Annotated in this window: 14 protein-coding genes; 1 reads left to right on the forward strand and 13 read right to left on the reverse strand. The window is 33.8% G+C overall.

The annotated features are described in order from the left end of the window. Nucleotides 1–55: 55 nt before the first annotated feature. From frr to HMPREF2660_RS07285, 11 genes are all read right to left on the reverse strand, one after another. Nucleotides 56–610, reverse strand: coding sequence for a ribosome recycling factor (gene frr / locus HMPREF2660_RS07240; RefSeq protein ID WP_013599104.1), 555 nt, complete (start codon nucleotides 608–610; stop codon nucleotides 56–58). 8 nt (nucleotides 611–618) lie between these two features. Beyond that, complete coding sequence (gene pyrH / locus HMPREF2660_RS07245; protein ID WP_013599105.1) at nucleotides 619–1329, reverse strand: UMP kinase; 711 nt, start codon at nucleotides 1327–1329, stop codon at nucleotides 619–621. A gap of 57 nt (nucleotides 1330–1386) precedes the next feature. Continuing rightward, nucleotides 1387–2157 carry a TatD family hydrolase gene (locus HMPREF2660_RS07250; protein ID WP_070486384.1) on the reverse strand — a complete coding sequence of 257 codons (771 nt, stop codon included), beginning with the start codon at nucleotides 2155–2157 and terminating at the stop codon, nucleotides 1387–1389. Beyond that, nucleotides 2151–3140, reverse strand: coding sequence for a GSCFA domain-containing protein (locus HMPREF2660_RS07255; RefSeq protein WP_070486386.1), 990 nt, complete (start codon nucleotides 3138–3140; stop codon nucleotides 2151–2153). The genes HMPREF2660_RS07250 and HMPREF2660_RS07255 overlap by 7 nt, the downstream gene beginning before the upstream one ends. A gap of 3 nt (nucleotides 3141–3143) precedes the next feature. Then, nucleotides 3144–4115 carry a polyprenyl synthetase family protein gene (locus tag HMPREF2660_RS07260; protein WP_013599108.1) on the reverse strand — a complete coding sequence of 324 codons (972 nt, stop codon included), beginning with the start codon at nucleotides 4113–4115 and terminating at the stop codon, nucleotides 3144–3146. Nucleotides 4116–4170: 55 nt separating this feature from the next. After that, complete coding sequence (locus tag HMPREF2660_RS07265) at nucleotides 4171–5157, reverse strand: LLM class flavin-dependent oxidoreductase (RefSeq protein WP_070486388.1); 987 nt, start codon at nucleotides 5155–5157, stop codon at nucleotides 4171–4173. Between the two features lie 199 nt (nucleotides 5158–5356). After that, nucleotides 5357–5746 (reverse strand): GreA/GreB family elongation factor, encoded by a 390-nt coding sequence (locus HMPREF2660_RS07270; protein ID WP_070486389.1) that lies wholly within the window; start codon nucleotides 5744–5746, stop codon nucleotides 5357–5359. Between the two features lie 444 nt (nucleotides 5747–6190). Continuing rightward, nucleotides 6191–6673 (reverse strand): SdpI family protein, encoded by a 483-nt coding sequence (locus tag HMPREF2660_RS07275; protein WP_070486391.1) that lies wholly within the window; start codon nucleotides 6671–6673, stop codon nucleotides 6191–6193. 94 nt (nucleotides 6674–6767) lie between these two features. Further along, nucleotides 6768–7118 carry a hypothetical protein gene (locus tag HMPREF2660_RS11135; protein WP_255356432.1) on the reverse strand — a complete coding sequence of 117 codons (351 nt, stop codon included), beginning with the start codon at nucleotides 7116–7118 and terminating at the stop codon, nucleotides 6768–6770. Then, nucleotides 7072–7494 carry a DUF1796 family putative cysteine peptidase gene (locus HMPREF2660_RS11140; RefSeq protein ID WP_255356433.1) on the reverse strand — a complete coding sequence of 141 codons (423 nt, stop codon included), beginning with the start codon at nucleotides 7492–7494 and terminating at the stop codon, nucleotides 7072–7074. The genes HMPREF2660_RS11135 and HMPREF2660_RS11140 overlap by 47 nt, the downstream gene beginning before the upstream one ends. 237 nt (nucleotides 7495–7731) lie before the next feature. Continuing rightward, nucleotides 7732–8067: a DMT family transporter gene (locus HMPREF2660_RS07285; RefSeq protein WP_070486393.1), complete on the reverse strand. Its 336-nt coding sequence runs from the start codon at nucleotides 8065–8067 to the stop codon at nucleotides 7732–7734. A 229-nt stretch (nucleotides 8068–8296) separates the two neighbouring features. Between HMPREF2660_RS07285 and HMPREF2660_RS07290 the strand changes: the two genes are divergently transcribed. Continuing rightward, the gene (locus tag HMPREF2660_RS07290) at nucleotides 8297–9829 is read left to right on the forward strand and encodes a T9SS type A sorting domain-containing protein (RefSeq protein ID WP_070486395.1); all 1533 of its coding nucleotides are present in this window, start codon (nucleotides 8297–8299) and stop codon (nucleotides 9827–9829) included. Nucleotides 9830–10091: 262 nt separating this feature from the next. On the opposite strand, the gene HMPREF2660_RS07295 is transcribed toward HMPREF2660_RS07290, so the two are convergent. Both HMPREF2660_RS07295 and HMPREF2660_RS07300 read right to left on the reverse strand, forming a co-directional pair. Then, on the reverse strand, nucleotides 10092–12200 hold the full coding sequence (locus HMPREF2660_RS07295) for a catalase (protein ID WP_070486594.1): 2109 nt from the start codon (nucleotides 12198–12200) through the stop codon (nucleotides 10092–10094). Between the two features lie 136 nt (nucleotides 12201–12336). Continuing rightward, nucleotides 12337–12681, reverse strand: coding sequence for an arsenate reductase family protein (locus HMPREF2660_RS07300; protein WP_013599116.1), 345 nt, complete (start codon nucleotides 12679–12681; stop codon nucleotides 12337–12339). Nucleotides 12682–12738 lie beyond the last annotated feature (57 nt).

Below are 12738 nucleotides of genomic sequence, written 5' to 3' on the forward strand. Positions count from 1 at the left end.
GCTGCTTTTCATTGATATTTTTTATCAATTTGTGTATAATAAATGCTTGATTGTATTATACTTTCATGATTTCTGACTCTTTTTTAGCAAAAGCTACATCGATATTCTTGATGTAGTTATCTGTTAAATCTTGTATGTCATTTTCATATCCTTTTACAACATCTTCAGAAATATCTTTTATATTTTTTAGATTGTTGTTGGCATCTTTTCGTGCATTACGAATGCTAACTTTTGCATGTTCAGCTTCTGCCTTAGCTAATTTAGATAATTCTTTACGACGTTCTTCTGTCAATGGTGGAATGTTAATAATAATCATATCTCCATTGTTGGATGGTGCAAATCCAAGGTTAGAGTTGATGATTGCTTTTTCTATTTCACCTATTAAGTTACGTTCCCAAGGTTGTACGCTAATGGTCATCGCATCGGGTGTATTGATATTCGCTACCTGACTTAATGGTGTAACACTACCATAATAATCGATTTTTACAGTACTCAACATGGCTGGTGATGCTTTACCGGCTCTTAATTTTCCGAATGCATTATCCAAGTGCTCCATGGTTTTTTGCATTTGTTCTTTTGCTTGTGCAATGATTAAATCTAATTCTTCCATTTCGGGATTTAATTATTTGTTACCAATGTTCCTACTTTTTCTCCTAAAACTAAATTCTTCAGATTACCATTCGTATTCATATCAAATACGATAATCGGTAAATTGTTTTCATCACTTAAAGTAAAGGCTGTCATATCCATGATTTTCAAACCTTTATTGTATACTTCTTCATACGTAATCGTATCGAATTTTTCTGCATTTTTATCCTTTTCAGGGTCTGCAGTATAGATGCCGTCTACCCGAGTTCCCTTCAGAATTACATCTGCGTTAATTTCAATGGCGCGCAATACTGCTGCTGTATCGGTAGTAAAATATGGATTTCCGGTTCCTGCACCAAAAATAACGACACGTCCTTTTTCTAGATGTCTTGTTGCTCTTCTTTTGATAAAAGGTTCTGCAATTTGCTCCATACGAATTGCGGTTTGTAGACGTGTTTTCAGGTCGATATCTTCCAAAGCACCCTGCAAAGCCATACTGTTGATTACAGTTGCAAGCATCCCCATATAATCACCTTGCACGCGATCCATCCCCGAGGCGACACCTTGTACTCCTCTAAAAATATTTCCTCCTCCGATGACTATGGCAACTTCACAACCTAAATCTACGACTTCTTTTATCTGTTCTGCATATTGTTGTAAAATTGCAGGATCTATACCATATTGTAAATCACCCATTAAGGCTTCTCCACTTAACTTGAGGAGTATTCTTTTGTATTTCATTTTTAAAAGGATTTCTTTGCAAATATAATGGATTTGATGAATATTCTATGCTGAATTTTAGCTTCGTTCGAAAATTGATAGAGCGTTCGCAGTTGTTTGTTCGGCAATTTCGGCAGGAGTTTTTCTATAAATATCAACTAATTTTTCTACCACTCGAGTGAGGTAACTACTCTCATTTCGCTTGCCTCTATAGGGTGTCGGGGCTAAATATGGACTATCTGTTTCTAATACTATTTTTTCTAGAGGAATTTCATGGAGAAACTGATCAATTTTTCCATTCTTGAATGTTACCACACCTCCTATACCCAAATGCATGTTATAATCCAGTGCGCGTTTTGCATCTTCTATTGTTCCAGTAAAACAATGAAAGACTCCAAAAAGTGTATCCTCTTTTTCATCTTCCAAAACATCAAAAACTTCTTCGAAAGCTTCTCGACAATGGATCACAATCGGTAAGTGATATTGTTTGGCTAACTGAATTTGTTCTTTAAAAGCTTTTTGCTGTATTACTAAATTTTCTTTTTCCCAATACAAATCTATGCCAATTTCACCAACTGCTTTAAATGTTCTTTTGGTTAACCAATGCTTTACATGAGTCAGCTCTTCTTCCACATTTTCAGCACTTACAGAGGTTGGGTGCAACCCTATCATAGCGTGTATGTTTTCTGGATATTGTCTTTCCAATTGAAGCATTGCTTCTGTATACGATGAATCTATTGCTGGCATATAAAACTGCTCTACACCAACCGCTAAGGCTCGCTGAATCATTTCGTTTCGGTCTTCATCAAATTGCTCAGAATAAAGATGCGTATGGGTATCGATTAGCATTTTCCAAGTTTTTGTTCTAGTAATTCTATTTCTTTTTTATAGTTGTTTTCGGTGAGTTTTTCATTCAATCTTTTCATTTCTTTTATAGTATTGTATAAAAAAGATTGATGTTGTATGGATTGTTCATTAAAAGCTCGATGTCCTAAGGCTTGATTTACTTTTTTTATATCGTTTAGTAGATCATGTGTGTGTGGCTGCATCCAAGTTTGTGTAAACTTATCCCAAATGTAATCGATTGCTAATTCATTCGGATGAAGGTAATCATTTTTATAAAATCGATAATCTCGTAAATCGTCCATCATTAGTTCATATGCCGGAAAATAAAACAACTCATTGTATTGTTTTTCTATTTCGTAAACTGCGTTAATCAATCGACCTTTACTAACATGGTTTTCCATCAATCCATCCTTGATATGACGAACTGGGCTTACTGTGAAAATAATTTTTGCAGTCGGTGCCATGTCTAGGATCAATTGCATTATCGTCTGCAATGATTGATAAATTTCTTGGGTTGATAGTATTTTTTTTTCGAATTCTCGTTGGGGTAATTTATGACAGTTTGCTACTATCAAATCCATACTTTTTATCTTATATACCCATGCAGTCCCAAGAGTTACAATAAAATAATCTGCGTTTCTACAGAAGTCGTTGTAAAATTCTATAGATTGATTAATTTGATTGATGCATTCTACTTTCGATGGGTTACTAAAACTCGAATGATGATCCCATGAAAAAAATAAATTATTATACTCGAATATTTCGTTGGTTATGTAATGTATACGAGAATGGATTCTGCCCAATGCGTTTTCTATAGCCAATGGATGAAACAAAATCCCAAAAGGATTGGTCTGAATATTGAATTTTGCATTCGACATTCTAGCTCCTATTTCTTGTGCAAAGCATGATCCTATCGATACAATTTTATGTTTATGATGGATAAAAAAAGGTGGTTTTTTGGGGGTAATTTCTGTCCGAAATTGCATAGTTTACTCTTGGCGATCGATTAACATTTCACTCAACTCTCGTAAATAATATTTTTTTTCTTCGGCGACTGCTACTTCGTCTATTAATTGCTTCGCTTTTTTTGTATAATCTTTTATCAGTTGTGCTATTTGTTTATTAACTTTTAGTTTTCGATATAATTTTTCTACCGCATACACTTTGTCTATGTTTTCTGCTTTTATGTTGTACCAATACAATAACTCGTCTCGCTCTTTTGCATCAGCATTTTGGAGTGCAGTCACAAAAAGTATAGTTTTCTTATTTTCATAAATATCACCGGCATGTTTTTTACCAATCTTCACCGATGTACCAAAGACATCAAGATAATCGTCTTTTAGTTGATAAGCAATACCCAAATTAAGCCCTATTTCGTACAGCCGATCAGCTTCTTCTTTGGGGGCACCAGCAATAAGTGCTCCTAATTTGAGACAAGCCCCCACCAAAACAGCTGTTTTTCCTTTGATCATTTTATAATAATCTTCGAAAGAAATCTCTTTTTGGGTTTCATAATTTACATCGTACTGTTGTCCTTCGCATAATTCGATTGCAGTTTTATTGAATAGTCGGATGGCTTCCTTAAACACATCATTTGGTAAGTCTTCTAATAACTCGTATGCCCGAATCAGCATGGTATCTCCTGATAAAATTGCTGAATTTATACCGTATTTAATATGCACCGCTTCTTTCCCACGACGCAGCGGAGCAGAATCCATAATATCATCGTGCATCAGGGTAAAATTATGAAAATATTCCATCGCTATGGCAGGTTTCACGGCATCTTCTATTAGACCGTTGAACATTTGATTGCCCATCAGTACAATCAACGGACGAATTCTTTTTCCTCCGATTCCTAAAATATATTCAATCGGCTCATAAAGTTCCCTTGGCGATTTAATATCTAAATTTTTTTCGATAGCTTGATCGATTATTTGATGAAGTTCTTCGATTGAGTGCATGTTCTTTTTTAATAAATTCTCACAAATATAGAGTTTATCATTCAAAGTAAGTAACCTATTTTGTATTAAAAACTTCTGCGGCTAATTGATAAGAATGTAATTTTTTCTGAAGGTTATAAATATTGGTTGATACAATAATTTCATCGACCGGATTTGGGCGAAGGAATTGCTCTAAATCAGACTTCACTGTTCCTATATCTCCGACAAAACTGAAAGCTGTCATGTTTTGTACTACTGCAAGTTGTTCTTTGCTTAGATTTTCTAATGAAGTTTCCTCGGGTGAAACAATCGGTTTACGATGATCGGTTACAATATTTGCAAATGATTGATACATGGTTTTGGACAAATAATGTGCTTCTTCTACTGTATCGGCCAGAATAAAATTTGCGCACAAAAGCATGTATGGTTTTGCTAGTCGTTCTGATGGTTGAAAATTCTCATGATAAATTTTATGGGCTGCGAAGAACTGAGCTGGCGCAAAATGACCTGCAAATGCATAGGGTAAACCTAGTTTTGCCGATAGATAGGCAGAATCGGTACTAGAACCTAGCATATACAAAGGTACATTTGCTCCTTCTCCTGGTAAAGCTCTCACTTTTGATTGAGCATTTTCTATAGAAAAATAAAGCTCTAGTTCTTCTATATGCTGTTCAAAAGGATAATTATAGTCTAAAATGCCTCTTCTCAATCGTTGTGCTGTTAGCGCATCTGTTCCTGGAGCTCGCCCTAAACCTAAATCTATTCTATTGGGATACATTGCATCGAGGGTACCAAACTGTTCTGCAACGGATAAGGTGGTATGGTTGGGCAACATTATTCCGCCCGAACCAACACGTATTTTTTTAGTTTTACTTGCCAAGTAACCAATCAAAATGCTTGTTGCCGAACTGATAACGTTTGCCATGTTATGATGCTCCGAAACCCAATATCTGGTATATCCTAAATCTTCTGCAAGTTGGATTGATAATGCTGATTTCTCGAAAGTTTGTGTAAACGTATCTCCTTTCATTACATAGGCCAAGTCGAGAATAGAATAGTTCATATTTTTTTATTTTTCAATATTTGTTGAATATACGTATTTTTTCTACAAAAAATATTGGCTGCATACTTATCTTATGTGATTATTATTTTTGAGTTGTGTGCAAAAAAAACAGCAGAGCTTATTAAAAAAAGCTTGCTGTTTTTCGATAAAAAATTTTGTATTGCTCTTCGCTTAATGTATTTATTTAAACGCTAAAAAATTAGTTAGGGTTTGAATAATCTTCTACACTTAGAATTTCTATATCCATTTCTCCTTCATCAAACGGCCAAGTAAAGCGATCTCCTGTTTTGCGCCCAAGTGTAACCAATGCCATTGAAGAAAGAATAGAATATTTATTTTTCTTTGGCTTTTCACGGAAGTTACTCGACAAGAAAATATAATCTTGTTCAGTCCCTTTTGTGTGATTTTTTACGCGTACTTTTCGGTTGATATTTACTATATCTGCAGGTAATTCTTTTCGAGAAACCAACTCCATGTTTCTGATTTCTTCGGTTAATAAATTCTCTACTTGTGGGTTTACTAGTTTCCTCCTCAAGTGCTCTCTGATCATATCACTGATCCCCGTCGTAAAAACTACATTGTACTCCATAATATTTTTTTTTGTAATAGTGTTCTTCTTTTTTTCCTATAAATGCATGTAGTAAATTAATTAGCTTTATAGAATCGAAAAAGAAGAACGATGATATAAGTTAAACGTTAAATTTCGTAAGCTGTTTTTCCCTGCTTTTTAGATCTTAGCAGGGCTTAGTTGATAAACTCTTTCGAGTTTCGTATATAAGAATCATCATGCAAATAAGCCAAAGAAGAAACGAGACTTTTTGCACAACACAAAAATTGAGATATTGATAAAACTATCTTCATGTAGCAGTATACATCTTTTGCTAAGATACAAAGATTTACTTGATAAAACAAATATGCGTTCAATTGTCCTACCACTGTTATTTTATTACTCTAGCAGTTGATATTTATTTTATATTATCTTTTTAGATATTTTTCCTTCGCTTGAGGTGCAAATGTATTTTATGGATTAAGTTTATTTAATTTTACTGGCTCGCACCAAATATACCAAAGTCGGTACGAAGGTGAGGCCAAGAAATAGCGGTAAAAACCACTCTCCCAAACCGTTCGATTTCTCTAAAGCAACTGAAATAGTCTCATAAATTAGCAAGAAAAAAATAAAACTAATAAACAGGTTAAGCACCCGAATAAAACGACTTGCCAATTGATATTGTTGTGCTTTATTATCGTCGGTAATGGGTACAGGATAATTATAGAGATGCGGTTTTTTACTCAGAAAATTGAGACCAATAAAAAGAATAATTTGTATCAACACCAAAATATAGAGCGTGTATTTTTCTCCAACACCATCAACTTCACCACGCGCATTGAAATGAATCGGAATTGTTGTTGGTAATTGTTGATAATTAATAAATAAAAAAACAACCGATACTATTATCACAATATACGTTATAATTTCTATCAAAAAATCATAATATGTTTTCTTTAACTGCTTCATGGTTTTTCTTTAAATGAATCCATAAGTACCCACCAAAATATGGGTGCTTTCGTAAATATATATTTTTTTCTCTCGAGATTTATATTGTATAATTTTATTTGATAAAAACTTTTGGTAGAAAGTGTTTTTTTACCGGAATTTCTAAAGCTGTTAACAAAGGTATATAATCTTTTGCATTCCCCCAAGCACCATATTTTTGGGTGTCGAGAAAATATTTTACAGCTTTAACATTTTTTAGTTCATTACAAGAATTTACAAAATAATTAATTTGCTCGAAATTATTTACATTTTGATTGCATTTGATAAATATTTTTATGGAATGTGCATTCTTAGTTAATATGTTCAATTGATGCAAAGTTTCGATAAAATAATCGGTATCGCTTTCTTTTTTAAAAAACTCATAATTTGCAACATACAAACAATAAAATACAAGATTCTTTTTCAATTGCCTCTAGAAATCTTTTTCCTCTTTTGCTCATTTTATTACGATCGGTCGAGGAATCAATTAAATTCTTTTCATGAAAAAACTCTACATAAGGATAATTTTCAGAAATAATATGTTGTCTTTCGTTCTTGGTCAAATTGCATAAAAAATCAGAAAAATTTGTTTCTATCATCTTATTGACATATTCAACTCCCTTTTTCGAATTGCAAAAAAGCCAATCAAAAACAATCGATTGTTTCCTTAAATTCAAAGCGTTTAGAATATACGCAGCATGACAATCACTGCCAATAGGAATAATATTTTTTTGGCAATAAAAACGATTATAAATATGTAAATATCTATTCTTCTCGTTGAGTCGCAACAATTTAATTTTCATTGTCTAAAGTTTTTTATTGGCATTATTTTTTCTACAGTGTTTGCCCATATATTTGTATCCAATCTTTAACCGTAAATTTTTGGGTTAATTTAGCAATTAAATCGTTAGGAATTTTTTTTATTTTTTTTGAATCGGACCCTATTTATTTGCTTTTTTATCACTCACTAAAGACGAATTTCCCTTTTGCATTCCTCGATTTACAGGATAATAATCTCTATTTTGTATCAAATTATTGTTTTACGTATGAGTATTGGTTTCAGAGAAAACATTGATGATGACTACACCAACGATGATGAAGAGTATACCCAAAACAGCCGGGAAATCTAGTTTTTCTTTGTAGACAAAAAAGCCAATCAAAGAAATGAAAATAATTCCTACGGCAGACCAAATTGCATACGCAATACCTATCGGAATCCCTTTGAGTGCCAAAGAAAGCATATAAAAAGAAAAACCCATAAAAACAACAAATAGAACCGACGGAAATGGCTTGGTAAAATTTTCGGTTTTCTTCAATATAGAAGTGGCAAAGGTTTCGAACAAAATTGCACTGGCAAGATAAAGGAAGCTTTTCATGGTATAAATTTTACTTTTACAGAACTGCAAAATAGCAAATTACAACCTTTATTTAATCATTTATTTTTTTTGATAAGATGTATTCTTATATCCGAAATAGATAAATCATTCAGAACAATCTAGTAGAATACGATTCTAACATAAGACAAAATGCTTGAAATTTTTCCTGAATATAATGGCTTATCGTTGATTATTATATTATTTTTGCAACCATTAACTTTAATAAAAAATGAAAAAACATCTTTACTCTCTAGCCTTATTATTAGGTACTTTCGCAATAGGACAAATCCACATCGGAAATGACACCTATTCTACCAACCTGCCAATTTCTATTCCTTACAATTATACTTACTCGCAGTCTATTTATAAAGCAAGCGCAATAGGCGTTTCTGGTAAAATAAATGCGATAGAATACACCATGAAAGCAGGTAGCAACTTGAATAATTCTGATGAAGTAGATGTTTATTTGTCGCACAAAAAAGAAGATGGTTTTGGTTCGACAACCGATTGGTCTCCTAATTCAGAATCGACGATAGTTTTTTCGGGTACATTGGTTATTGATGCAAATAACAAGGTAAAAATCAATTTCGATCAAGAGTTTACGTACAACGGAATAGACCATCTGGTAGTAACTATTCACGAAAAAAAGAAAGGATATGGTAGTTTTTCTAGTGCATTTATAGGAACTTTGAGTGCTAATAACTCATCATTATACCGTAGAGAATTATCAGATGCTAACGTAATTAATCCGAATAATCCGGGCGAAGGAAAATTATATGACATTCTACCAAACATCACTTTGTATGGATTAGAAGGCGGATCTACTCTACCAAGCTGTACCAAAGCTATACTCCCTGTAGACGGTGCTACAAACCAGATTTTCTTGCCAAAAATTGCTTATGATGCAGCAGCAGGAGCAGAAAAATATTTGGTTTCTGTAGGTGATGAACAAGGCAACTGGAATATCGCCAACAAATATGATAATGGCTCTTATCTTGACTATTTTTTCACCTATGAACTGAAGCCAAATACCAAGCACTATGTGCAAATAACACCGGTAAATGCAGAAGGTGAAGCAGAAAACTGTCAAATTACAACTTTCACAACAGGTACACCTGTGGCCAATGACAATTGTTCTACAGCAGAATCAATCACTACCCTACCCTTCTCTAAAGACATCGACGGAAGTTTTGCATCGAACTCAGAAGGTCCCGTAAATTGTAACGGTCAAGGAGTAGCGAATGATGGACTTTGGTATGTAGTAGAAGGTAACGGCAGTGATATTACCATTACCGTAACGCCAACATCTTTCTGGAATCCGCAAATAGTAGTGAAAGAAGGTAGCTGTGACGAAACCTCTTGTTTGGCAAATGTAGACGATCAAAGCTTTTCTAAACCAGAAACTGTTACTTTACTTAACACTACAGAAGGTAGAAAATACTACATCAATATTGGCTCTTCTTCTATTATCGATTTTACAGAAGGGACATTTAAATTAGAAGTAACAACTAATCTAAATACTAACGAGTTTTACGCTTCATCAGTAAAAGTTTATCCAAACCCAACGAATGATTTCCTAAACTTAGAAAACAGTCAAAACCTTATTGCTTACGAAATCAAAGATGTTGCCGGACGAACAATTCGAAAACAAAAATACAACGGTAAGCAAATAGATGTGCAAACCCTTACAAAAGGTGTGTATATCCTAAAACTTCAAACAAAAGACAACCAATTTATTACATTAAAATTTATGAAAAAATAATTTCATCAAAACCATAATTTTTTTATCATGAAAAGCTCTGTAGGTATATTTTTACAGAGCTTTTTTTATTCGTTCTTAATTTTTAATTCTTAATAATATATTTGATGAAGCTTTGTCTGAATAGCCATATTAAATAATCGCACAGGAAAAGGTTTACAAAAACTTAAACAATTTGCAGAGAAACAATTACCAAAAAAGGGATAAGCCTGAAAACTTTTCCCTTTTTACATTTCAATCTAGACGATTATTCGGTAGTACAAGTTTATGAGGGAACTTTTCTACTTTCTTCTAGCTCCCAAACTCTATGTTTTTTCAACATATCGATAAATCCATCGACCCACTGATCATTTTCATTGGCTAAGAAAACACCTGCATCTTTTTCTACAAAAGATTTATCCAATAACTTTTCAGTGCCTTTCGCAAAAGCCAAAACTTTACAGTGTCTATACGCATCATTGATAAACTCATAATAATCTGCATTGTCTTTTAAGACGTCAACCGAAGCGCCTACCGGAGTATAAACAGCATCAAAACATACCGAAGGGTCCGTTGTATACGTATGTTCTATATTTACTTTTTCTCCATTATCCAACGTAAGATCACCTACTTTTGTACTGATCAGCACCGCTTCTGCGCCTTGTTTTTCTAAAGCATTTTTCAACGCATCAATACTTTGTTTTTCAACTCCTTCGCTAACCAAAAAGGCTACTTTTCTTGTTGCAATCGTTCCCTCTCCTTTGCCAACTTTCATGCTAAGTGCAGCCGATTTTTCTACTTCAACTTTTTTAGGTTGGATAGGATAATTAGGATGGTTCTGACGAGCAAATTTCAACGTCAACTCATCCAATTCGGTCGGAGGAGTTATTTGTAAATTATCACCAACTTTTTGCGCTAAAGTAGGATCAATTTGATATAAAATCGCAACTTGACGTTCTCTAATTTTCGGATCATTTACTTTACTCAACTCGAAACTTAAAGCATTTATAATATGTTGCTTCTCTTCTTCCGACTGAGATCGATAAAATAAAGTAGCTTGTGAAAAATGATCAGCAAAAGAATCTGATCTTGCACGAACTTTCGCACCATCTACTTTTTGTTTGTGCGAAACAAATCCTTCTTCACCTTTCCACATCGCTTGGTACGGACAACCTGAAGCTTTACTATTCGGAAAATAACTTACATTACCTTTCAGAATATCGATACGTGAACTTCCATCCTTCTGATTGTTATGCTTTTGTACGATAGATCTATTGATCGGAATTTCGTGAAAATTCCCACCAAGACGATAATTTTGTGTATCCATATACGAGAAAACACGTCCTTGTAACAAAGGATCATCCGATAAATCGATGCCAGGAACAATTCTACCTGGATCAAAAGCAATCTGCTCTGTTTCTGCAAAAAAATTATCCGGATTTTTATTTAGAGTCATCGTACCAATAATTTTCACCGGCACTACTTCTTCAGGAACAATTTTGGTTGCGTCTAATAGATCAAAAGAGTAGTTGAATTCATCTTCTTCCGGAATCAATTGTACACCCAAATCCCATTGCGGATAGTTACCACTTTCGATTGCATCCCATAGATCTTGACGATGAAAATCTGAATTGTATCCAGATATTTTTTGTGCTTCATTCCAAGCAACAGAATGTACACCCAATTTTGGTTTCCAATGGAATTTCACAAAAGTTCCTTTCCCATCTTTGTTCACCAACTTAAATGTGTGCACCCCAAAACCTTCCATCATTCTGAGGCTTCGAGGAATGGCTCGATCAGACATCACCCACATAATCATATGAGCAGATTCTGGCATCAACGATACAAAATCCCAAAAAGTATCGTGCGCCGAAGCGGCTTGTGGAATTTCTTTGTCGGGTTCTGGTTTCACAGCGTGTATAAGATCTGGAAAATTCATTGCATCTTGAATGAAAAATACCGGAATATTATTTCCTACCAAATCAAAATTGCCATCTTCGGTATAGAATTTCACAGAAAAACCACGAACATCACGAGCCAAATCGGTAGAACCTTTGAAACCGGCTACGGTAGAAAAACGAGTAAATAATGGTGTTTTCACTCCTTTCTGTAAAAACTTAGCACACGTAAATTCTGAAATATCTTCATGAATTTCTAATACACCATGCGCACCACTTCCTCTTGCATGCACGACTCTTTCTGGGATTCTTTCTCGATCAAAATGTCCTAATTTATCATAAAAAATATGATCCTGTTGTAAAGAAGGTCCTCGATCACCCGCTTTTAGTGTATTGTTATTATCATAAATCGGTACACCATCGTTCGTCGTTAGAACTTGGTCCTGATTATCAATTACACTTTTGGTAAGTTGTTTAATTTTTTTGTTGTTCTCCATTTTTTTAAAGGTTTTTATATTCAAACCTTCAATTATCAAACCAATTTACCTTAGAATGTTTTTTTTATAATTATTTTATTATTATGATGATAAATTTAGCCTATCGATTTTTAGATGGATTTTTACAAGCCATAGGTTATTGGATAAATTCTTTTACCAATTCTGTTGGCCTTCCTACTACTCCACTCTTTTCATCAAAAACAATGGGCCGTTGAATCAATTTAGGATACGCAATCATCGCATCGATCAACTCTTCATCACTCAACTCTTTTCCCCTGAAATTCGTTTTCCACTCCTCTTCATTGGTTCTGATAATGTCCATTGGCTTCACGTTCAACTTTCCTAATATCGATACAATTTCTTCCTTGTTCAATGGGTTTTTAAGGTATTCTCTAACCGTAAATTCTTTGTTCGATTCTTCCAATATCTTCATTGCTTCTCTGCTTTTTCCGCAACGTGAATTGTGTAAAATGGTGTACATGGTTTAATATTTTTATATAAAATTACTCAATTATTTCGATACTACTATTTCTGTAAA

The sequence above is a fragment of the Weeksella sp. HMSC059D05 genome (assembly GCF_001809725.1).
GTDB classification, from domain to species: domain Bacteria; phylum Bacteroidota; class Bacteroidia; order Flavobacteriales; family Weeksellaceae; genus Weeksella; species Weeksella virosa.